24 protein-coding genes are annotated in these 21,977 nt (G+C 48.7%); 16 read left to right on the forward strand and 8 right to left on the reverse strand.

The window, feature by feature from the left end; all coding sequences use genetic code 11:
* Positions 1 to 368 precede the first annotated feature (368 nt).
* The 7 genes from AC5OW4_RS08340 (at position 369) to AC5OW4_RS08370 (ending at position 5,812) form a co-directional block, all read left to right on the forward strand.
* A complete protein-coding gene (locus tag AC5OW4_RS08340; RefSeq protein WP_295767623.1) occupies positions 369 to 788 on the forward strand; it encodes a PTS sugar transporter subunit IIA in 420 nt (139 codons plus the stop codon).
* A gap of 14 nt (positions 789 to 802) precedes the next feature.
* Positions 803 to 1,270 carry a PTS sugar transporter subunit IIB gene (locus tag AC5OW4_RS08345; protein WP_295767621.1) on the forward strand — a complete coding sequence of 156 codons (468 nt, stop codon included), beginning with the start codon at positions 803 to 805 and terminating at the stop codon, positions 1,268 to 1,270.
* A gap of 13 nt (positions 1,271 to 1,283) precedes the next feature.
* On the forward strand, positions 1,284 to 2,054 hold the full coding sequence (locus AC5OW4_RS08350) for a PTS mannose/fructose/sorbose/N-acetylgalactosamine transporter subunit IIC (RefSeq protein WP_295767619.1): 771 nt from the start codon (positions 1,284 to 1,286) through the stop codon (positions 2,052 to 2,054).
* The gene (locus AC5OW4_RS08355; protein WP_295767617.1) at positions 2,044 to 2,874 is read left to right on the forward strand and encodes a PTS system mannose/fructose/sorbose family transporter subunit IID; all 831 of its coding nucleotides are present in this window, start codon (positions 2,044 to 2,046) and stop codon (positions 2,872 to 2,874) included. The genes AC5OW4_RS08350 and AC5OW4_RS08355 overlap by 11 nt, the downstream gene beginning before the upstream one ends.
* 76 nt (positions 2,875 to 2,950) lie before the next feature.
* On the forward strand, positions 2,951 to 3,961 hold the full coding sequence (locus tag AC5OW4_RS08360) for an SIS domain-containing protein (RefSeq protein WP_295767615.1): 1,011 nt from the start codon (positions 2,951 to 2,953) through the stop codon (positions 3,959 to 3,961).
* A gap of 4 nt (positions 3,962 to 3,965) precedes the next feature.
* Positions 3,966 to 4,619: an HAD family hydrolase gene (locus AC5OW4_RS08365; protein WP_295767613.1), complete on the forward strand. Its 654-nt coding sequence runs from the start codon at positions 3,966 to 3,968 to the stop codon at positions 4,617 to 4,619.
* Positions 4,620 to 4,690: 71 nt separating this feature from the next.
* The gene (locus tag AC5OW4_RS08370; RefSeq protein WP_295767611.1) at positions 4,691 to 5,812 is read left to right on the forward strand and encodes an SIS domain-containing protein; all 1,122 of its coding nucleotides are present in this window, start codon (positions 4,691 to 4,693) and stop codon (positions 5,810 to 5,812) included.
* A gap of 98 nt (positions 5,813 to 5,910) precedes the next feature.
* Here the strand turns inward: AC5OW4_RS08370 and AC5OW4_RS08375 are convergent, their stop codons facing one another.
* The 4 genes from AC5OW4_RS08375 to AC5OW4_RS08390 form a co-directional block, all read right to left on the reverse strand.
* Positions 5,911 to 6,798 (reverse strand): ATP-binding protein, encoded by an 888-nt coding sequence (locus tag AC5OW4_RS08375; protein ID WP_295767610.1) that lies wholly within the window; start codon positions 6,796 to 6,798, stop codon positions 5,911 to 5,913.
* Positions 6,799 to 7,031: 233 nt separating this feature from the next.
* A complete protein-coding gene (locus AC5OW4_RS08380; RefSeq protein WP_295767609.1) occupies positions 7,032 to 7,718 on the reverse strand; it encodes a DUF554 domain-containing protein in 687 nt (228 codons plus the stop codon).
* 66 nt (positions 7,719 to 7,784) lie between these two features.
* Positions 7,785 to 8,495, reverse strand: a complete 711-nt coding sequence (locus AC5OW4_RS08385; RefSeq protein WP_493676873.1) for an LCP family protein — start codon at positions 8,493 to 8,495, stop codon at positions 7,785 to 7,787.
* Positions 8,387 to 8,803: an LCP family glycopolymer transferase gene (locus AC5OW4_RS08390; RefSeq protein ID WP_295767608.1), complete on the reverse strand. Its 417-nt coding sequence runs from the start codon at positions 8,801 to 8,803 to the stop codon at positions 8,387 to 8,389. Before AC5OW4_RS08390 ends, AC5OW4_RS08385 begins: the two co-directional genes overlap by 109 nt.
* Before the next feature lie 454 nt (positions 8,804 to 9,257).
* Between AC5OW4_RS08390 and AC5OW4_RS08395 the strand changes: the two genes are divergently transcribed.
* Complete coding sequence (locus AC5OW4_RS08395; RefSeq protein WP_295767606.1) at positions 9,258 to 10,469, forward strand: ATP-binding protein; 1,212 nt, start codon at positions 9,258 to 9,260, stop codon at positions 10,467 to 10,469.
* Positions 10,470 to 10,789: 320 nt separating this feature from the next.
* On the opposite strand, the gene AC5OW4_RS08400 is transcribed toward AC5OW4_RS08395, so the two are convergent.
* Positions 10,790 to 11,671: a DMT family transporter gene (locus tag AC5OW4_RS08400; RefSeq protein ID WP_295767605.1), complete on the reverse strand. Its 882-nt coding sequence runs from the start codon at positions 11,669 to 11,671 to the stop codon at positions 10,790 to 10,792.
* Between the two features lie 205 nt (positions 11,672 to 11,876).
* Between AC5OW4_RS08400 and AC5OW4_RS08405 the strand changes: the two genes are divergently transcribed.
* The 3 genes from AC5OW4_RS08405 to AC5OW4_RS08415 are packed head-to-tail and all read left to right on the forward strand — an operon-like array spanning position 11,877 to position 14,367.
* Positions 11,877 to 12,419, forward strand: a complete 543-nt coding sequence (locus tag AC5OW4_RS08405; protein ID WP_072685274.1) for an NUDIX domain-containing protein — start codon at positions 11,877 to 11,879, stop codon at positions 12,417 to 12,419.
* The gene (locus AC5OW4_RS08410; RefSeq protein ID WP_493676866.1) at positions 12,416 to 14,029 is read left to right on the forward strand and encodes a gamma-glutamyltransferase family protein; all 1,614 of its coding nucleotides are present in this window, start codon (positions 12,416 to 12,418) and stop codon (positions 14,027 to 14,029) included. The genes AC5OW4_RS08405 and AC5OW4_RS08410 overlap by 4 nt, the downstream gene beginning before the upstream one ends.
* Before the next feature lie 2 nt (positions 14,030 to 14,031).
* Positions 14,032 to 14,367 (forward strand): TfoX/Sxy family protein, encoded by a 336-nt coding sequence (locus tag AC5OW4_RS08415; protein ID WP_493676867.1) that lies wholly within the window; start codon positions 14,032 to 14,034, stop codon positions 14,365 to 14,367.
* Positions 14,368 to 14,797: 430 nt separating this feature from the next.
* On the opposite strand, the gene AC5OW4_RS08420 is transcribed toward AC5OW4_RS08415, so the two are convergent.
* The 3 genes from AC5OW4_RS08420 to AC5OW4_RS08430 are packed head-to-tail and all read right to left on the reverse strand — an operon-like array spanning position 14,798 to position 18,153.
* A complete protein-coding gene (locus AC5OW4_RS08420) occupies positions 14,798 to 15,973 on the reverse strand; it encodes a DUF4129 domain-containing protein (protein ID WP_493676868.1) in 1,176 nt (391 codons plus the stop codon).
* Positions 15,970 to 17,091: a DUF58 domain-containing protein gene (locus AC5OW4_RS08425; protein WP_493676869.1), complete on the reverse strand. Its 1,122-nt coding sequence runs from the start codon at positions 17,089 to 17,091 to the stop codon at positions 15,970 to 15,972. Before AC5OW4_RS08425 ends, AC5OW4_RS08420 begins: the two co-directional genes overlap by 4 nt.
* A 6-nt stretch (positions 17,092 to 17,097) precedes the next feature.
* Positions 17,098 to 18,153, reverse strand: coding sequence for an AAA family ATPase (locus tag AC5OW4_RS08430; protein ID WP_308560092.1), 1,056 nt, complete (start codon positions 18,151 to 18,153; stop codon positions 17,098 to 17,100).
* Between the two features lie 154 nt (positions 18,154 to 18,307).
* Between AC5OW4_RS08430 and AC5OW4_RS08435 the strand changes: the two genes are divergently transcribed.
* The 5 genes from AC5OW4_RS08435 to AC5OW4_RS08455 form a co-directional block, all read left to right on the forward strand.
* The gene (locus tag AC5OW4_RS08435) at positions 18,308 to 18,748 is read left to right on the forward strand and encodes a DUF3788 family protein (protein WP_195397202.1); all 441 of its coding nucleotides are present in this window, start codon (positions 18,308 to 18,310) and stop codon (positions 18,746 to 18,748) included.
* A gap of 38 nt (positions 18,749 to 18,786) precedes the next feature.
* Positions 18,787 to 19,611, forward strand: coding sequence for a hypothetical protein (locus AC5OW4_RS08440; RefSeq protein ID WP_072685281.1), 825 nt, complete (start codon positions 18,787 to 18,789; stop codon positions 19,609 to 19,611).
* Complete coding sequence (locus AC5OW4_RS08445; RefSeq protein WP_072685282.1) at positions 19,608 to 20,168, forward strand: hypothetical protein; 561 nt, start codon at positions 19,608 to 19,610, stop codon at positions 20,166 to 20,168. Before AC5OW4_RS08440 ends, AC5OW4_RS08445 begins: the two co-directional genes overlap by 4 nt.
* A 364-nt stretch (positions 20,169 to 20,532) precedes the next feature.
* Positions 20,533 to 21,060, forward strand: a complete 528-nt coding sequence (locus tag AC5OW4_RS08450) for a QueT transporter family protein (protein WP_493676870.1) — start codon at positions 20,533 to 20,535, stop codon at positions 21,058 to 21,060.
* Positions 21,061 to 21,259: 199 nt separating this feature from the next.
* Positions 21,260 to 21,977, forward strand: a 718-nt coding sequence (locus AC5OW4_RS08455) for a hypothetical protein (RefSeq protein ID WP_493676872.1), incomplete at its 3' end; no start/stop codon positions are given.

The raw sequence follows: 21,977 nt of genomic DNA on the forward strand, positions 1-21,977 counted from the left end.
CTGAGAAGAGACACAATCCTCAGAGAAATGAAGATGAGGGTCTTTTAAATTGAGAACAGATACGATAGAATGAGTAATGGACATAGTGAGATTTCCTTTCTGTAATTTGTGGTGATTTTATTGTAACGGAAATTCTTACCTATGTCTCTTTTTTTATGCTCAAGAAAAAAAGGCGTTGGTTTCCACCAACACCAAAATTTATAGAACCGTTTTTTTGTGCTGTAAAACAACAATGAAGGACGCTGTAAAAAAAATACTAAAGAAAACGCTTGCAAAGCATATGATAATTGGTATAATAAAATCATAAGGTGGATTAGTAAAGAAACCACTTGAAGCGCGCTTAGGAATTGACAAGGAGGAGAGTGATTGTGAGACATATTCTATTAGCTTCTCACGCCGACTTCGCGAAAGGCATGCTCAGCGCAGTCGAATTGATTGCCGGAGTTCAGCCCCATCTCAAAGTGTACAGTGCTTATACCCAAGCCAGCGACGTTCATTTCAAAGATCAGATCCTGAATGATCTGAACCAGATCGATCCGGAAGATGAAGTGATCCTCGTTACCGATCTGTTCGGCGGCAGCGTCAACAACGAGCTGCTAGATTTAACCCACAGGCCCAAAACCTATCTGGTCACAGGCATGAATCTCTTGCTGGGGCTCAGCTTGATCCTGGCCCCAAAGGAGGAACCGGCAGAAACGCTGGTCCGCCGCTGTGTGGAGGAAGCCCGCCAGGGTATTCTCTTCTGCAATGACCCGCTGCCTTCAGCCGGGGATACCGATGAATTTTAAAAGGAGAAGATGAAATGATCAAGCTCTTGCGTGTCGATCACCGCTTGCTTCACGGCCAGGTTGCCTTTTCCTGGACGTCCCATCTGTCCGCTGACTGCATTCTTCTCGCCAGTGATTCCCTGCTTCAGGATGAACTGCGGATGACGTCGGTCAAACTGGCCCGGCCCTCTGGCATCAAGCTGGTTGTCAAAAACATCGAGGATTCCATCCAGGCGATTCAGTCCGGCGTTACGGACAAATACAAACTGTTTATCGTCACCGATACGATTGCCGGAGCGGTAAAAATCGCCCAGGCGGCGCATCTGAATCAGATCAATCTCGGAGGCACAAAATCCGCACCGGACAAAAAGAAATTGTCCAAGGCCATTTATGTCACTGAAGAAGAGGAAGCCTTGCTTCGGCTGTGTCTTCGTGAAAACATTGAACTCGAGATCCAGATGATTCCATCCGAAAAGAAAATCAACGCACAGACCATTCTGTAGAAAAGGAGAATGTATGCTGATAACACAGACTTTACTGATCACATTGATCACACTGCTGGCCCGCTGCCACACGCTCTTTGGTACCAGTCTGATCAACCGCCCGATTATTCTGGGCATGCTGACAGGCTGGATCATGGGGGACATCACCCAGGGAATCATCATCGGCGGGACGCTGGAACTGGCCTTCGTCGGGGCGGTTTCCATTGGCGCCTATATTCCGCCGGACATGGTTTCCGGAACGATTCTTGGCACCGCCTTTGCGATCAAAGCCGGAGCCGGGGCAGAAACCGCTCTGGCTCTGGGTTATCCGATCGCCACGGTGATGCTGGCCATCAGTTCACTGGGCACGCCGATCGGCTTGTACCTGATGCACAAATGCGACAAATATGCCGAAAAAGGCGATCCGAAGAAATTTGAATGGATGTACTGGGTAACCGGTTTTGCCTCCAAGCTCTTGTTTCTTCCGATTGTTCCGCTGGCCTTCTACTTTGGTTCCGATGCGGTCACCGCGGCGCTCAACCACATTCCGGAATTCGTTCAGACCGGCATCAATATTTCCGGTGGTCTGATTCCAGCCCTGGGCTTTGCGATGCTGGCACAGATGATCATGAACAAACGCGTGGCGGTGTTCTTCTTCATGGGCTTCTTCGTTGTCCAATACTTCGGCATCTCAACAACCGGCTGCGCAATCTTTGCGGTGATTCTGGCGGTCGTGCTGGTTCAGATTGAAGCGAAAACAGAACGAAAACAAGTTCAGCAGGAGGTGGAACTCGATGACTTCTAAACCGATGGAGATTCAGGAAACCAAAATCACAAAAAAAGATCTGATGAAAGTGTTCTGGCGTTCCATTCCGATGGAATTTACCTGGAACTATGAACGGCAGATGCACCTGGGCTATTGTTACGCCCTGCTTCCGGTGCTGAAAAAATTATACAAAGAAGAAGACCTGTCTGACGCGATGGTGCGGCATATGGAATTCTACAACACAACCCCGTTTATCATCACCCTGCCTCTGGGCATCAGCGCCGCGATGGAAGAGTTAAACGCCAAGGATCCGGAACACTTTGACAAGACCTCGGTGTCAACGGTCAAGACCGCTTTGATGGGACCGCTGGCCGGGATCGGCGACAGCTTCTTCTGGGGTACGCTGCGGATATTGGCAACCGGGGTGGGTACATCGCTGGCCTTGCAGGGCAACATTCTCGGACCCATCCTGTACCTGTTGATCTTCAATGTCCCGCACTTTGTCCTGCGTTATCTGTGTACCTTCTGGGGCTATAACCTGGGCACGGACTTTTTGCAGAAGGTGGAAAAATCCGGAGCGATGCAGCTATTGACCTACGGAGCTTCGATTGTCGGCTTGATCGTGGCTGGCGCCATGACGGCGGAAATGGTGTATGTCACACTGAATGTCACGATTGGTGTCGGCGAAACCGCAACGGCACTGCAAGGTATTCTGGATGGCATCGTGCCGGGTCTGGTCCCGATGTGTCTGTTCGGTATTGTATATTGGCTGCTGAAAAAAGGCATGAAGCCGCTGCCGATGACGTTTCTGTTGATGGGTGTGGGCATTGTCGGAGCGTTCTTTGGCTTTCTGGCGTAAGGTTTAAAAGAAACAAAAACTCATAAAAAGAAAAAAGAACTCACAAAGTGAGTAAAGGAAGGAGAATTTAATCATCATGAACCTGTACAAATTTGAAAAAGATGAATACCTCAAGATGGGAGCCCTGGTCAATTCAAAACGGCCGGAGCTGGAAGCGATCGCTGAGCAGCTGCATCAAAGAGGTTATGACAACCTCTTTCTGACCGGAGTCGGCGGAACGACCGCGGAGTTTACCTCAATGAAGAAAGTTGTCGAAAATCATTCCTCCATCCCGGTTTACTGTGTGAATGCCGCCGAGCTGATGCTGGAAGGAAACAAACAGCTGAGCCGCAATTCGATTGTGATCACCGGAAGCAAGTCAGGCGATACCAAAGAAACAGTGGCTGTGGTCAACTGGTGCAAGGAACGCGGGATTGAAACCGTGGCGATCACCAAGGCGGATACCCCGCTGGCCGCGATTGCGGATCACGTCTGCCTGCTGGATTCCAGCGGCGTTGAAAACACCTACCTGAGCTTCTATTATATCCTGCTGAAGCTGGCTGAACTGCGCGGGGAATTTCCGGATTACGCACAGTTTGTCCAGGAAATGGAACATGTCCATGAAGGCTTAGTGTTGGTTAAGGAAAAATTTGAACCGGTCGCCGCGAAGATTGCCAAGCAGTATCACAAGGAAGAGTATCAGATGTGGGTGGGTTCCGGCACGATTTGGGGCGATGTCTACATGTTCACGATGTGCATTCTGGAAGAGATGCAGTGGAAGCGGACCAAGGCGGTTTCGTCGCCAGAGTTCTTCCATGGTTCGCTGGAGTTGGTCGATGAGGATACCCTGGTGATCCTGGTCAAAGGCGTGGATGCCTGCCGTCCGCTGGATGAACGGGTTGAAAAGTTCTTAAATCAATATGCTGAGAAGAAAGTGATCATCGATCTGGCGGATTACAAGATTCCGGGTGTCGATGAGAAGTTTGCGGATATTTGCAGCCCGATGGTGCTGGAAACGATCACGACTGGCCGCTTAGCCGCCCATTGGGAACATCACACCGGTCATTCGCTGGCTTTCCGCCGCTACTATCGTCAGTTTGATTATTAATACCATGCAGGCAGTGATCTTTGATATGGACGGGGTGCTGGTGGACAGTGAACCGGTCTATATGCAGCGGTTTCTGCGGTTTATGCAGGAACATGGCGTAGCGCTGGATCAGAAGGCTTATCGGAAAACGGTGGGGTGGTCATCACAGATGACTTGGGAATGGGCGCTTTCCCACTGGCCTGAAGAAATTACGGTTTCCCAGCTGCAGGCGAAATATCGTGCTTATTGGAAGGGACAGCCCGTCCGTTATGATGAGGTGCTGGATCAGGACGTCCTCCCCGTACTGAATCAGCTGCATGCCTTAAAAATCAAGACGGCACTGGCTTCCTCTTCACCAAGAGCCGCGATTGACCAGATGTTGAAGCAATGTCATCTGACAGACGAGTTTGACGCGATTGTCTCCGGAGAACAGTTTGTAAAAAGCAAGCCGGACCCACAAATCTACTGTCATACGGCACAGATGCTCCATGTTCCGTGTTCTGCCTGTCTGGCTGTTGAAGATTCAACGGTGGGGATCACCGCAGCCCGTGCCGCCGGGATGTTCGTGCTGGCAAAGCGGGATACCCGCTTCAACTTTGACCAGTCCCAGGCCCATGCGCCAATCAGCCGGTTAAAGGAACTTCTTGAGAGGGTAAAGACGAAGGAAATCACAGGTTGATTTCCTTCGCTGCTTTACGGCAGAACTCGGGAAATCTTAAAGCTCATCCTATTATAATAAGGAGAAGAATTATGAAACCTACAATGCAGACTTATATTCTTTCCAGCAACGCGGTTCTGAGAGCGAATTTTGATCGCCGCCGTGAACTGACTGAACCGCTGCTTCAAGCCTGGCGTAAAGCGCCAAAAGGTCAAATTTTGTTGATTGCCTCTGGCTCAAGTTACAACAGCTGTATCTGTGCTAAGCGGTGGATGGAAAAAGTGATGAAGCAGAGTGTCCGGGTCGTTACGCCATTCACGTTTGTCCACTACGAAAATTCACTGGAAGATGTCGGCTTGTGTGCTGTCTTGTCGCAAAGCGGATGCAGCACCAACGCGATTGAAGCTCTCCGCTTGATTAAAAGGTCGGGCCGTCAGGCGATTGGCATCACGGGCAATCCGCACAGTGATTTCCAACAGGAAGCGGATCAGGTGATCGATTGGGGTGTCGGTGAAGAGTGCATCGGTTATGTGACCCAAGGGGTTGTTTCCCTGATTTTATTTCTCTGGTTGTTTGCGCTGCGGATGGCCGAAGAACAGCAGCACCTGACGTTATCCCAGCTTCAAACTTATGAAGCACAAATGAGGGAAGCGATTGAAGCTCATGCCGAAGCTGTTTGTGCTGGTGAAACCTGGATTGAAAACAATTACGCGTTGGTCACCTCAATGGATCAAGCATATGTCATCGGGGCCGGGACTTGTTATGGCATAGCGCTGGAGGGGGCATTGAAAATTGGTGAAACGACCGGCATTCCCACGGCTGCCTATGAAAGCGAGGAATATCTGCATGGCCCTAACTTGCAATTAACACCGAATTACACTGTATTTATTCTGGATCCCGGCGATGAAACAACCTCAAGGATTCAAGTCATAGCTGAAGCCACAAGGCAGGTAACCTCACGTACTGTTTTAATCCGTCTGAATCCGGATGATGGTGAATCCACGACGTTCTCCATTCACCGGAAGCTCGATGAAGCGCTGACACCGCTGGCTTTTCTGCCCTTGTTTCAATGGATCGCCTACCGGGCGGCTGAGGATCTTCACCGGTGGAACAAGCATCCGCTGTTTGCCCGTTTTAAAGCAAAAATTGCTTATAAGACGGAATCCTATAACCGTCAAAAACAAGCTGAATCAACGACAAAACCTATCCTCTGAGCATCGCTTTGCGGATAGGTTTTCATTTTTAAATAGAGTAAAAATTTCTTTTGACATTCTTGATGGAAGAGTGTGATTGAAGAGCAAGTTTATAAGGGTTATTTCTTTTTGTTTAAAACATATTTGGTGGAACGGGCATGGCCTTGTACGCTGATTTCATTTTTAGCGATAAGGGAATTCAGAATTTTTCTGGCGGGGAATGCAGAGCAATTTAACAGCTTTTCAACATCAGACCGTGTAATTTCTTTCTTCTTTGATAAGAATGCCAGTAGTTTTTCTTCTGGACTTGACGAAGCTTTGTCAGTTTCATATTCTTGTTCTTCATTCTGATTCGGAAGAATTGTGATGAAGGAAGAGGGTCCCGGCAAAAACTCAGGTTGTCGCTTTCCATCCTGATAACTTTCTAAAATTCTTTGAATTCCGGTTCCGAAACTCTCGATTAATTTTAGGCGATAAAAGATATTGGCAAGCAGCATATTGCGGGATTGGGAAACACCGCGCAGAATGTCATCAAGGGTTAGCCCTTTTACTAATCCGCCCAGTGATACAAATTCCATCCGATCCGTAAATACATTGATAATTGTGCTGGCTGAGTAGTTGTAATCTCTGTGAACGAGTGTATTTAACAAAGCCTCTCGCATAGCATATTTCGGATAATCAAAAGATTCAATTCGCTCCAGCCCAATAAAGTCAGCATGAACATTGTTAAATAAACTGATGTATTCATAAGCCTCTTCCAGTTGTTTTAACAAGGATCCAGTAAATTCTTTTCTTGTTTTGAAACGTGTTTTCCCTGTGCCTTCAAATACCGCACATTTTACACTGTGTTCGCATTGATCTGATAAAAGAAGGGCAGTGTTGGTGTAAAAGCCATCAACATCAATAAGACCGAGAGATTTCATATTTTCAGTTTTCAATGGGATATGGCGATTGTAAAAATAATCCTGGGTGTAATGAAATGTTAAATCCTGATTCAGTGCTCGCATTTTATCAAAGGTGATTCCGTCGTTTTGACGGATCAGATCACGGTTTAATTCTTCGCTGAGTGGAATTAAGATTTTGTCATAGGGTGGTTTTCAATAATATTCATGCACAGGTCTCCGATCTATTCTAGTCCATTTTTATCGTGATAATATCGCGATTTCAATAACGATTCATCACGAACTATTGAACAATTCTAAAGTAAATGATGATAAGCCTGTCCTTCGTTTGCGAACGATTATGTCAGCAACAAGGCAAACAATAATGCCGGAAGCAGATTGGCAACCTTGATCTTGGTGTTAAACATCAGATTAACACCCACACAGAAGATCAGCATAGAGCCGACCATGGACAGATTGGCAATCATGGCACCACTCAGAAAAGGAGCGATAAACTGCGCCAGCAGTGTGATAGAACCCTGAAACAAAAGCAATGGAATAACTGAAAAGATTGCACCCTTGCCAAAAGCCGAGGTGAAGATCATGATGATCAGGCAGTCAAGCACGGCCTTGGTCATCAATAGTGACGGATCTGCGGATAAACCATCCTGCAAGGCACCGACGATGGCCATGGCACCAATGCAGATGGTCAGGGAAGCGGTAATAAAGCCTTCCATAAAGCGCGTATCCTGTTCGCTTCCGGTTTTCTTTTTCAGCCATTTTCCAAATCGTTCAAAGCGGGATTCTATGTCTATCCATTCACCCAGCAAGGCACCCAATGCCAAAGAGATCACCGCAAGCATTGTTCCCCGCGTGCTTATCATTTCTTCCTGAATTACAATCATTTTTTCCAAAGCCCCCGCGATTCCAATAAAAATAGTTGATAATCCCAGTGCCTGCAACAGCGTATCTTGAAACCGTTGGGGCAGACCTTTGCGGAAAGCCAGTCCAAAAAGACCACCGCCAATGACTGCCATTGCGTTCATTAAAGTCCCCATCCCCGGCATGATGATTCCCTCTCTCTTTGTTTCTTTATTAAATCAGTACTTCTTTTATTTCTTGAATTTCCCATAGGTTTTATAAGTTTTTGCTTCGTTATCCATGACTGTCTGGCTTGGCTTGTAGTCCGGATTATCATAAATGTTGGCATGCAAATGGGATACCATGTCACTGTAACTGCGTACCAGATAACCGCCCAGACCCGGACACCGCATGATGTCATCATATTCACCGCTAGGCTCCTTGTAGGTTTCAATGTTGCCCAGATCAAAGCTCAATAAGGAAACCAGATAATCTTTAATATCGGAATTGGTTAAATTTGTCGTGATATAGGGAAGCATATCGTTAACGATCTCCATCAGCTCCAAGATATTCTTGTGTTTCAGCTTGGCGATGATCGCGTTGATGACATTGTTCTGCCGGTCCATCCGGACAAAGTCACTGTCGATGTAACGCTGCCGGCAATACATCATGGCATCGTATCCATTTAATGTGTTTACACCAGTATGCACACTGTTTTTGGTTTGACCGCGCAAAGCACCGACTTCCTTGGCGGTTAAATCAATATCAACACCGCCGATCAAATCAACGAGCTTTTCCACAGCATTAAAGCTGAAAGTCACATATTGGGTGATGTCCAGGTCTAAGTTATAATTCAAGGTCTGCACTGCCAGCGTAGCTCCGCCAAACCAATAAGCCCAGTTAAAATGACCGTATTTCTGATGCTTACCTGGTATCCAGACAACAATGTCACGTTCTTGGATGTGATTTTTAATTTCTTGTTATCGAAATCCAGCGAAACGATTTTCATTGCATCACTGCGGTCTTCGTCCGTGCCGGTGGGCCCTTGACTGTTGTCGGCACCAAACAAAGCGATATTCACGATATTCCGCTCTTTTACAGCTTCACTAACCTCGGGTGCGATTTCCGCATCATCATTTTCGATTTTCTCGGCATGTTCCATTTTGTTAAGCATTGAATCCATGGCTAAGTTCGCTGCGGCATAGCTGCATCCGCCAATAACCAGGATCACGGCGATGATTATCAATCCTATTTTTACACCTTTTTTCAAACTGTTCACCCCTGTTTAATCTTTAGCTTTCCGCTTATGAATCTATCTTTTTCATTATACCAGTTTGAAGAAAAAGCGAAACCGCAAAAATAAGAAAACTGGGATCAAAGAGGATAAACTGGGTTTGTGAACACGGATTCAATCAAAATAACTTAACGCTAAATAACAGGGTCCAAGGATATTGTAAATTCGTCTTGTGTCATCAATAAATTTATTTCATCACAAAGTGAAAAGGTAATTCCACTCTCATTGGAACAATTTAATTTTATTTCCAATCACAAAAGCAATAGCAGGCTCCATTCATTGCTTTTGATTCATAATGAGTTTATAGCTTGGTTTATTCTTTTTCAGATTAAACACTAATTTATTGTGGATTATATATTAAATTTGCGGTTATAACCTGATAAACATTTGATAAAATGCGATATCCTATTCTTATCGGGAGGTGACTTTTATGATAAACAGACCCATTTATGTTGATAAGATCATAGCCTATGTGAATACACCGTTTGTGAAAATCCTGACTGGAATCCGCCGCAGCGGAAAATCAACTATTTTGAAAATGCTGATCAATAAAATGAAAGAACGGGGTATCCGTAACGAGCAAATATTGCATTATAGCTTTGATTCTTTGGAATATGAGGATCTAAAGAGCGCTTCGGCATTGTTTGCGCACTTGAAGCAGCGTTTGTTTTTGAATGGCAAGACCTACCTTTTTTTGGATGAGATTCAGGAAGTAGAATCGTGGGAAAAAGTTGTAAATTCGCTTATGACTGGATATGATGTCGATATTTATGTAACCGGCTCAAATTCCAGAATGATGTCCTCTGAAATATCCACCTATCTGACCGGCCGTTATATCGCATTTCGCATATACCCGTTATCCTTTTTTGAATATATGACCTTCCGTAAAGAATACACCGAGGTTCTTGATCCTCACACAGAACTGGCCAATTATCTGCGGTTGGGAGGCTTCCCGGCAGTTCATTTACAAAAATACACTCTGGATGAGGTCTATACCATTGCTAAGGATATTTATAATTCCACCATTTTTACCGATATTGTAAGACGCAATCAAATCCGCAAGGTGGACCAGCTGGAGCGTATAGTGAAGTTTGCTTTTGACAATGTTGGCCGGACCTTCTCTGCGGCTTCCATTTCTAAATATCTGAAAAGTGAAAATCGGGCGATTGATAACGAAACGGTTTATAACTATCTCAGCAAGCTGGAAAACGCTTATATCCTCCATCGCTGTTCCCGCTTTGATGTCCAGGGCAAGGAGATTTTGAAAACACAGGAGAAATACTATCTGGCTGATCCGACTCTGCGTTACAGTGAACTCGGATATTCCGCAGATAGTGCGGCGGCTATGTTGGAAAACATCATTTATCTTGAGCTGCGGCGCCGGGGATATGAAGTATACGTTGGAAAACTGGACAATGCTGAAATTGATTTCGTTGCGGTTAAGCAGGAAAACAAGCTGTATATTCAAGTGACTCAGGCGATCGGCTCTCCTGAAACCGAAAAACGCGAATACGGCAGGCTGCTTGACATTCGTGATAATTATCCTAAGTATGTGTTGCGTACAGACGCATTTGCGGGCGGCAATTATGAAGGAATCAAAACCATGCACATTGCGGATTTCCTGCTAAGTGATGAATATTAAAAAAAGATTGTTCACCCCTGTTTAAGCTTTAGTTTTACGCTTATGAATCTATCTTTTTCATTATACCAGTTTGAAGAAAAAGCGAAATGACATCAATAAGAAAACTGGGATTAAAGAGGATGAACTGAGTTTATGAACACGAATTCAATGCAGAATCATTATTTTTGAATTATCTGACAAAATAAGGTATTGCTAAATACTGTTTAGTAATATCTTATTTTTTTGACTGAACCATTATTCAAATTTGAAGACACTTATATGAGTTATGAAGATGCCATTAAGACAATGCAGGAAATTGCCCATAGCCATTATTTCGAGTCTTAGTTGGACAAGTCTGGCTTTTTCCGTCCCGCCAGGATCAACAGGACAACCGCAAGAATAATGATCAGACAACCTATGATCTTGGCCCAGGATAATTCCTCATGCAAAAACAAGGCTCCGCAGATTACACTGCCGATCGGCTCAAACAAGCAGAAAATGGAGGCGGTTGAAGAACCTAAGGCCTCGATTCCTTTCTGAAGCAGCACAACGGCTAAAAAAGAAGTCATCAAGGCAATCACAATCATGGTCAGATAAGAAATCACCGGCTGTTGGGTACAAAGCGAGCCGGTGAAAGAGCCGACCACAAACAAATCACAGGCCGCAAACAAAGCCAGCCAAAAAGAACACAAGAAGGGATTCAGCCGGGATAAACCTTTCTTTTCCAACAGCACCATATAAAAGGCATAAGTCATGCCGGAAGTCAGCGCCATGATCACGCCGGCTAAATTTGTGAGATTACTGAAATCCATGAAAAAGAATGTGCCGGTCAAGGCCAGGATTAACGACAGAACTTTAATTTTGCCCAATTTCTCGTGATAGAAAAAACGGCAGAACAAAGCGACGAACAGCGGGTAGAAAAAATGCAGCGTGGTGCCGGCGCCGACGCCGATATAGGAATAACTGCTGTATAAAAGCAGCGGCGTAAGACAGGATCCCATTGTTGCGACGAACAACAGGGCGAGAAACTGATCCCGCGGCAGCTTAACCGAAACCCGGCTGCGCCGCATCAGAACGAACAAAACCGGAAGCACAAACAAATTACGGAACATGACCATGGTCAGCGGATTATTGCCCCAATCATAAGTCCAACTGACGAAAACCGGCGAGATGGCAAACAAGAGAGCAGAGAGGATCGTTAAAACGATGCCTGTCGTTTTCATGACGCATTCCTTCTTCCTTTTCTCCTTTAATTATAAACCTCTGGAAAGTCAGGTGAAGCAAGATGATTGCACGAATGTTGAGGAAGTCGATTTTCATCTTGATTTTTCCATGAAATCTCTCTATAACTAAATCAGAGCCTGAAAAGGAATTCCGTCAGGACGCTCCAAAGTCATGGAGACGGGAAACGGAAAACAGGGGGGAATAATGAAACTGATTGAACAAACCAATTCACAAAAACGGGTTTTTACCGGACGGCTGATTCATGTGCGGCATGATGAAGTTACCTTGCCCGACGGGACGGAAACGATCCGTGAGGTCGTTGAACATCCCGGCGGCGTGGCGATCGCAGCGCTGACCGATCAGAATGAGCTGCTTCTCGTCGATCAATTCCGCTATGCCCAACAGCGGATCATGCGCGAAGTCCCGGCAGGCAAACGAGAACCTGGCGAGGATCCGTTAGTCACCGCGAAGCGGGAACTGCAGGAAGAAACCGGCTATACCGCTGAAACCTTTGAGTTTATGGGCGAGATGGTGCCGACCGGCGCGTATCTCGAAGAAACAATACAGATGTATTGGGCAAAGGGACTGACCTTTGTCGGTACGCATCTGGATGAAGATGAATTCCTGAACTGCGTAAAGGTGCCGTTAAAGGACGTCGTCGATCAGGTGATGCGCGGTGAGATCATCGACGGGAAAACGATCGCGATGACGCTGAAATTACAAGCTTTATTGGAGGAAGAACAATGATGAATTTCGACTGTTTTGATCAACCGTTTTCATCCAACCGCTATTCGGTGATGGCGCACAGAGGGATGGTCTGTACCGGATCGGCGCTGGCGTCGGCAGCCGGCTTGGAAATGCTGCGGCAAGGCGGCAATGCGATCGACGCGGCGGTGGCGACGGCGGCTGCCCTGACGGTCGTGGAACCGACGGCCAACGGACTGGGCAGCGACGCGTTTGCGATCGTCTGGCATAAAGGAGAATTGATCGGGCTGAATTCTTCCGGCTTTGCACCGCAGGCGATCAGTGCTGAACAGGTCAAAGCTCAGGGTCATTCGACGATGCCGACCTTCGGCTGGACGCCGGTCACGGTGCCGGGCGCGGTCAAAGCCTGGAAAAGCCTGAACGAGCGCTTTGGAAAGCTGACGCTGGCGCAATGCCTGGCCCCGGCGATCCGCTATGCCCAAGAAGGCTATCCATGTTCCCCGGTTTTAGCGCATTACTGGCAGGCGGCTTTTGACAAGTACAAAAAAGAATTTGCCGGGAAACCGGAGTTTGACGAATGGTTTGCGACGTTCGCTCCGCAGGGACAAGCGCCGCAGGCGGGGGATGTGATCACCTTGAAAAATCATGCGGAAACATTAAAAGAAATCGGCCGCACGCAGGCGGACAGCTTTTACCATGGCCCGCTTGCCGATCAGATCGACGCCTGCAGCCGCAAATATGGCGGGTACCTCCGCAAAGCGGATCTGGAAGCGTTTGAAAATGAATGGGTCACTCCGATCCGGCTGAATTACCGCGGCTATGAAATCTGTGAAATTCCGCCGAATGGGCAGGGGATCGTCGCTCTGATGGCGCTGAATATTCTGAAAGAATTCCAATTTCATGAGAAGCTGCACGTGGAAACGGTTCACCGTCAGCTGGAAGCAATGAAGATGGCGTTCAAGGATGGCTTGTTCTATATTACAGATCCGAAGGCAATGAAGGTGAAAACGGAACACCTGCTTGATCCGCAGCTGGGACGTCTGCGCGCCGCTCAGATCACGGACATTGCGCAGGATCCACAGATCAGCGAGCTGCCGCAGAGCGGAACGGTGTATTTATGCACGGCGGATGAGGAAGGCAACATGGTGTCCTATATACAGAGTAATTATATGGGCTTCGGCAGCGGCATCGTCGTTGAGGGCACCGGCATTTCCTTGCAGAACCGGGGTCATGATTTCTCGCTGGATGACAAGCATGCCAATTATTTAGAGCCGCGCAAGCGGACGTATCACACGATCATTCCGGGATTTTTGATGAAAGAGGGGAAAGCAGTCGGACCGTTCGGCGTCATGGGCGGCTATATGCAGCCGCAGGGGCATGTCCAGGTGGCAATGAACCTGATCGACTTTCATCTCAATCCGCAGATGGCGCTGGATGCGCCGCGCTGGCTGTGGGAACGGGATAACCGGATTCTCGTCGAACCGCACTTCCCGACCGCTTTAGCGAAGGCGCTGCAGAAGCGGGGACACCGGATCGAGGTTTGTCTGGATCCCGGCGTTTTCGGCAGGGGACAGATGATTCTCAGAATGGAGAACGGCACGTTGATCGGCGGGACAGAATCCCGTACCGATAGCAACATTGCCTGTTTCTGACAATGGCTTCGACATTGGAATTTGTCAGGTATGTGAGCGATCAGCTGGCTTTGGCCGGCACAATTACCTGGAAACGGATGTTCGGGGAGGTTGGCCTGTATTGCGATCAGGTGTTCTTTGCGGTGATCTGCGACGATCAGCTGTTCATTAAAATCACGCCGGAGGTGGCGGCCAGGATGCCGGATTGTCCCAAAGCGCCAGCTTATCCGGGCGCGAAGGAAAGTTTTTTGATGGAAGATCTGGATGATCGGGAAAGACTGGCACAGATCGTCCGAGCGACCTGTGACGCTTTGTCCAAGCCAAAGACCCGGCGGGCGAAAACCGCAAAATCTGAATGATGTCTAAAAATGATGTCTAAGATAGAACGGCAGGTTATGCTCTGTTCTATCTTTTTTTCTTTTTTTCCTGAATCCGGCAGTCAGTAAGCGGGGATGAACCTGTCGTCGCCGGCGGCAGTGGGTTAAAGAAGAAATTTCGGCAGAATTCGTCTTATTGGAAATTCGGTTTTGCGGTTTTGTCGTAACCGTCCGGGCTTGCGAGAGCGTCGTGCAATGCTCCTGTTGAACGGTATTGGAAGATGCGTAATTCCCATCGGGAGATAAACCGCGGAATAACTTTGACTTCTTCGCAGCACCAGACAGTACCGGAAGTAAAATAAAAGGGGACAGGGAAGCTGTGCTTTAAAAGAAAAACGAGGGAAATCCAAAACGGGAATCCCTCGCTTTCCATCCAGACAACGGATGTTCAAATCCTTAATGTTACAAGCCGTTAAGGACGATAACGTTCTTCATTATAAGCGTGCGTCAGTTTTTTGAACTGATCGTCCGGTTCTTCGTCCTGAACTTCCTGCCAATATTCCCATGGCGTCGCAGAAGGGGCGAACGGATGTCCTTTCCGAATTCGCTCCTCAACCGCTTCTTTATATTGTTTTCTTACGGGCGAAAGTGCTTCCGGATGCAGCCAGGAATGCAGACGCTGACGCAGTGTCGGCCGGGGTTCCAGCGCGGAGACCGCGATTTTTTCACTGCGGAAGTTGCCTTCCAGAGAAGGGGAATGCGTTTTCCGGATTAAGCGGATGAACCAGCGAAGTAAGAGAAAAAGCAGAAGCCCGGCGGCGATGATGAGGATCAAAGTCAGAATTCCATTGAAAAGCGGCGAAGTCGTCATTGCGGATTCTGGGTTCTGCGTGATCGTTGCTTCGCTCTGGGGCGGCTGCATCGTGACTTCTGTTCCCGTTTGATGCGCCAGAATCCAGCGGATCAGACTTTGCAGCGACAGGATGATCGCCGAGAAGACAAACGCGAAAATTTCGATCAGACGGCTTAAAATCCAGGTCAGCACCTGGCCTGCTCCCTCAGCGGCGGCAAGAATCAAAGCGCTCAGCGGCCCGATCGCCAACGTGGCCGCAAGCTGAATTCCAGCCATCTTGAGCAACAGTTTTTCCTGATCGGGATCGAGCTGGGACAGGGATGCCGGATCAGCCGGATTGAATAGTTGAGACTGCACGCGCAGGCATAACGCCGCCAGTGCCAGCAACAACGAGCTGCGGATCAGGTCCGGACTGGCGCTGACCGTATTGATGAGGATCAGGATTAAGCCGCCGATCCCCAACCGTCCCCAGGAACAATCCCGGAAATTTTCCAGCGTCAGGATCAGGCCGGTTTCCAGAATCAATCCGACGGCGGTTAACGCAATCGCCGGAATATTTTTCTGCAAGGGAAGCAGAAGCGCAAAGATCACGATGTTCAGCCACAACAGGCCAGAGCGCAGCGCTGGTTTTTTCTTGTTGGAAAGCAGCGACAGGCTCCATTGCAGGATGAAGAACAGGACACATCCCGGCAGGAAAAGCATTCCGGACAGAAACGCCTGCGCCAAGACAAGCATGATCCACAATCCGCACAGAACCTGTTGGAAGGCGATCAGATAAGGAAAGCACCGTTTCATTTTGTTCCCACCTTCCGCAGCGGCAGCGCCTGACAACGCGCCGGCAGTGTCCTGGGATCGGGCAGCGTCCAGCAGACCAGCGTGACGGCCGTGCCCTGGGCGCAGAGTTTCATCACCCATTCGCGGATGGCGTCCGTCAATGAATTGAGAATGAACAGGCAATGATGCGAGGCATCCAACAGCTGTGGATATCGCTGAAATAACCGCGTCGGTTCACCCAGCGGATAGGGTGCGGCACAAGCTAACAGATCCAGACAGCTGACCGTATGGTTCAGACTGGTATCGCACGCCGAGGTATCTGCGACGGTAAAGCGCACGACGGCATTGGTGACCAGCGCTGCAGACAGCTGTTGGCGCTGGCTCTGGTCCAGTACGGCGGCCGCGAACTGCACCGCGCTTTCCATAAATTCTGCATCATCCGCAAACAGATTCTGAATCGACTGCAGGATTAAGAAAATCGAAAATGCCGGATCGGAGGTATGATCGTATTCTTTGACATAAAACGATTGATACCGCGCCGTCGCCCGCCAGTCGATATCGCGGAAGCTGTCCTGCGGCTGGTAGGGACGCACGCCGGTATAAAAGATCGGATCCGGATAGAGCCAGCGGCGTACTGACTGCTGCCCCTGAAGACCACACGGACTGGCATCCAGCGCCGCCGGGAATTGCCGCAGGGGATGGACGACGCATAAACGCGGCGCAGCCTGCGGACCGTCCAGCTGGGTCAGATTCAGATAATCGGAAAGCGTCGTTGCGGCCCGGAATTCGCCAGCCCCACGCTGTTTCGCAGTGAATTGCAGCGTGCGGGTTTTCTTCTGGCGTCCACTCAGGGTCGTATGCAGGACAAACGCATTCGTCGCGCTTTCGCCGGTCAGGGACAGATCGGTTTCCTCGCATTCCAGAATCGCGGGAAAAGTGATCCGCACCGCGGCATGCGGCACGCTCATCCGCTTTTTATTCTCCAGAATCACCGTCAGCGTCAGCGTCTGTCCCGGTTCCAGCCGGCTGACGTCGCTGAGCAGCGTGACCGTTAACTCCCGAGCGCCGCGGCGTTCAAAATCATAGCGTCCCAGCTGGGCGAGAAACAGACCGAGGACGAAGATGAACAACAATGTCATGGGGAATCAACCCTGAAACTTTTCAACCGGAACCGGGATCTCTTCCAGAATCTGCGCCAGCACGGCTTCTGCCTGTCGGTCCGATCCGAGGCTTAATCCGCCCAGAATCAAACGATGCGCCAGCACCGGCTGGGCACAGGCTTTCAAATCATCCGGCAGCACATAATCGCGCCCCTGGATCGCGGCCGTCGCTTTCGCGCAGCGCACCCACGCCAGCGCTCCGCGGGGACTGACGCCTAATTGAATCCGCTCATGCGCCCGCGTTCTGCCTACGACCTGCAGCGCATACGCCAACAGCTCGTCATGGATCTGAACTGCGTCGACCTCACTGCGCAATGTAAGCAGCTGTTTTCCGTCGAGCACCGGCGAGAGCTGCGGCGCGGCTGCCTGAGCGCTGAGATTTTTCAGCATTCGCTGTTCCTCCTGCGGCGAAGGATAGCCGGGATGAATGCGAATCATAAACCGGTCGATCTGCGCTTCCGGCAGCGGGAAGGTTCCCTGATTTTCAATCGGGTTCTGCGTTGCGATGACAAAGAACGGCTCCGGCAGCGGATAGGTTGTACCCTCCACGCTGATCTGGTGTTCTTCCATCGCTTCCAATAAGCTTGACTGGGTGCGCGGGGCGGCGCGGTTGATCTCGTCCGCCAGCACAAGCTGGGTAAATAACGGACCCGGCCGGAATTCGAATTCCCCTTTGGCCTGATTGTAGAACTGAATGCCGATCAAATCGGACGGCATCAGATCCGGGGTAAACTGAACCCGCTTAAACGAGAGGTTCAGCGATTGGGCGACTGCTTTGGCCAGCGTCGTCTTTCCGGTGCCGGGCACGTCTTCTAACAGAATGTGGCCTCCGGCTAATAAACTCATCATGATCAGGTCGCAGCTCTGTTCGCTGCCGACCATGATCTGTTCGATATTCTTCTTTAATAAGGATGCGGCTTCCTGACATTTCATGGATATTCCTCCTGCGATTTTATTTATTTTATCACGAATTGCGTCCCGTATTTGAAAAGTCCTCTGAAAATTGACTGGGAAAATGATTGAAATTTGTAAAATTGAAATATTTCAATGAAATTAGACAAAAAGTCCCAAACTGTTCACCGCTCCTTCATTGAATCTGAAAGCATTCAATGAGATAATAAAGCCAATCGGAAATTGGTGTTTCCTGTCGCAGGAAAGGACTGATGACCAATAAGGAAGACAGGAGGCGGATGAAATGTATGAACGCATGCTGGACGGCGGGCATCGTCCCTCCACTCTGGAAATTCAAAATACGCTGGGCATGAAAGCTTGTGCTTATCTGAACCTGTTGGAAACACGGCTTGCGGATCTTTACGATCTGCGCAAAGAACTCCGCTTCCCTTTTGGCAACGATTACGGTTGGGGTGTGAAGTACAGTCACAAGGCTGTTCACTTAGTTTACGTCTTTTTTGAACAGGGAGCGTTCACCGTGATGCTTCAGATCGGCGACGCGCGCGTGCCGTTGATGAAAGAGAGCCTGTCCTCATGGAGTGAAAAGGCGCGGACTCTGTGGGAAAACCGGTATCCGTGCGGGGAGGAAGGCGGCTGGATCCGTTATCGAATTCTGGAACAAGAGGAAATTGAGGAAATAATCCGGCTGATCATGATAAAAAAAGCGCCGCCGAAAAAACGGTGAAATACCATTGGAAACCAACGATAGAAAGGGGCTGACTTATGCGAAAAGGCAATCGTTTATTACTGATTTTGACCGGCATACTGGGATTGTGCGCCGTGGTGCTGCTGCTTCTGGTCAGCGTGTTCCGGGTGGAAAGCCTGACGATTATCGAACAGAATACCGAATTGATCTATCAGAGCAGTTCGGCGGAAATGATGGGCTTTGAATTCAGTTATTTAAGCGCTCAGGACGAACCGAAAACCGTCGCAACGATGCGCTTTGTCGCCAGGGATTTTCCGGTCTATGTGATCGGGCGCACGACGCAGAGCTTCGGTCCGTTTGAAGTGACGACGGTGCAGGCGGTCATCGCGCCGATGGACACGGAGTGGCCGGAAAGCGGCGGGCTGGACTTGTCCGACGCGATCCTGACGTTCACCGACGGCAGTGAGGAACAGATCCGGCTGGGCAAGCTGAAGCTGGTGCCGAAAGAAAAAAATGAAGGTCCGTATGAAATTACGGAAATGACGTCCAAGGATGACGGAAGCTTTACGATTCGGTTAAACGCGACGAAAATGCTGCATTTTGCCAGTATTTCCAGTACGACCACGGAAAATGTGCTGGATGTGCTGGAATTGATTATCAACGACAAGCCGGTGGAGGAATGGAAAGGGTTGCTTGTGCCGCAGGGCGAGATCGTGATTCAGGGCAGCTTTAAGGACAAAACGGTCGATCCGCTGCAATCCATGCGGCTCAGCCCGACGATGGTTCTGGAAGATGAAAAAGGCAATCCGTTCGATCTTCAGTTTTCCACCCAGCGCAAGCGGCAGGAAGGGTTTAACGTCTTCAACCTGTTGTCGACCACGCGGAAGGGAGGCAGCGAATGAAAAAGGGAATGCTTCTGATTTTCTGGGGCCTGATGTTTCTGACCCTGACGATCGTAAAACTGCCTTGGGAAGGGCTGGTTTGGGGTTTTAATATGATCGGCTACGGCTTGTGCGCAGCAGGCATGCTGATGAGCTTCAGAGCCAGCGAAATCCGCGCGTTTCTGATCTCCGGCGTCGGTCTTTTAGGCGCGATGATTTGCTGCCTGTTGTCGTTGGCGGCCAGTCTGCCGCTGCGGTACAGCGGCATTCTGATGCTGGTATGCCGGATCTTTGAACTGTTCGGCTTTGCGAAAATGTTTGAAGGGTGCTGGCGGCAGTTCCGCCGTCGCCGGCTGCGGGAAAAAGCGAAGGAAACGGATCTCCGCATGAAAATCTACATGCTGGCGTTCACGTTATGCGCCATCGCCGAGGCGGCCTGTTGGTTCATCGGCGCGGCCTGGGCCTCGCAGATCGTCCAGCTGATCATCCGGCTGGTTTACGGCATGTTGATGGCGTGCGTTATGCTGTATTCGGAAAGCGACTCGCTGCTGCCGCGCGAGGAAGAATCGAGAATTTGAATTTGATCAGAAAACCGGTTCGCCGGTTTTTTGTCCTTTTGGCGAGTGGAAATTGAAAAAATGATAAAACGGAATCGCACGATTAGGGAAGTGTGTTTTCAGATGTGAAGAAAGAGCTTCTGATTTCATTCGGATGATTCGATTTTATAAAAGAAGCGTTAGCAAGTTGATTAGACAGTTTATCTTACAAATATCAATATGATTTTTTCCAGAATCCTACTTAACCAGACGATTGGGAAAACAATCGTTTTCTTCCTCTTTATAAGTTCATAAAATCTGTTATAATAGTAAACGTTTTGAGAGAAGAAATGTCAGTCGCAATCCCCTGACAATAAACAAAACACGAAAGGAATTCAATAAGATAATGAAAAACAAAACTTTAATTCGTTTTTGTATCAGCGCGGTGATCGCCGCGTTGTACGCCGCCGTTTCTCTGGCATTAGCGCCGCTTTCATTCGGACCGGTTCAGATCCGGATCGCGGAAGCGATGACGCTGCTTCCGGTTTTATTCCCGGAGGCGATTGCCGGCGTGACGCTGGGCTGTTTTCTGACCAACTTGATCGGCGCGATCATGGGCGTCAATTTGTTAGGCTTTTTTGATGTGCTGGCGGGGACGCTGGCGACTTTCCTGGCCGCTCTTCTGACCTGGAAGTTCCGCAAGCTCTGCGTCAAAGGACTGCCGCTCGTTTCAGCGCTGATGCCAGTGCTGTTCAACGCCGTGATCGTGGGCGCGGAATTGGCGTATGTTCTCTATCCAACCGCTTTGGTTACCGGCTTTATGATCAATGCGCTGGAAGTCGGTTTTGGCGAGCTGATCGCCTGCTTCGTTCTGGGCTTGCCGTTAGTCAAAGCGCTGGATAAAGCGCAGGTGGCCAGGCGCTTCGGATTATAAAGGTAAGATTGACTCTGTTGAAAAGACCTCTCAAGACAGACTGCTAAAGGGATTTCGGACGCTTTCGGGCGTCTTTTTTTGTACCATTCCTGATAACCACTTTTTAATTCTTCTAATTTCATGAAAGACCTTGCCTTCCTTCCCCTCTATCCTTTACAATGAGGGGAAAGAAGGAATGTAAGAATTACGGGGTGAAAGAATGGGCCGGGAAAGAAGGCAAAGGAAGAAACAACATCATTGGACAAGAACGCTCACGGTCATGATGATCGGGATTTTGCTTTGCGGCTGCAGCGTGAAGCCGACATCGGATGTGCCGATGCCTTCGTTGGTGCCAACGCCGACAGCGAATGAAGAAACTCTATTACGGCAGTTCCTGAATGATAAAGGTGTGATGGATCGCCTGAATGCAGCCTGGTATGATTTTAGTCATCAATATGAACTGGACATCACTGAAGCGGCATGGGTCTTTACAGATACATTGGGTCAAGGAGATATTGTCGTCAATCTAATTAATTCTGAAATCACTTTTGGTTTTCCTGATGTGACGATCGAATACAAAAAGAAAGATCGCGTTATTAAAACAGCAGTATTTTCAGCGCAGCTTATGATGAATTTGGAGAGCTCTGATTCTGTTTGGCAATCGGAAATCGTTACAGAAGACCATCAGCGGTTCCTCATTCAATTCGACCCGCAAACTTTGGAGATTCAAGACGCAGAATTGAATTCTAAGACGTTAGGGAAGAAAATGAATTTTGCACCATCGCTTTATGGTCAGTGTTTGAGTTATTTTAAACGATATTGGAATCAATCGCTGACTCAGCGCACTCTGATTCAACAAATGGTGGCAGTCGCTGCTGAAATTAAACCAGGAATGAATCTGAATGAACTGGCAGAAAACTTTGCTATACTTTATGACC

The organism is Holdemania sp. (genome assembly GCF_986127675.1).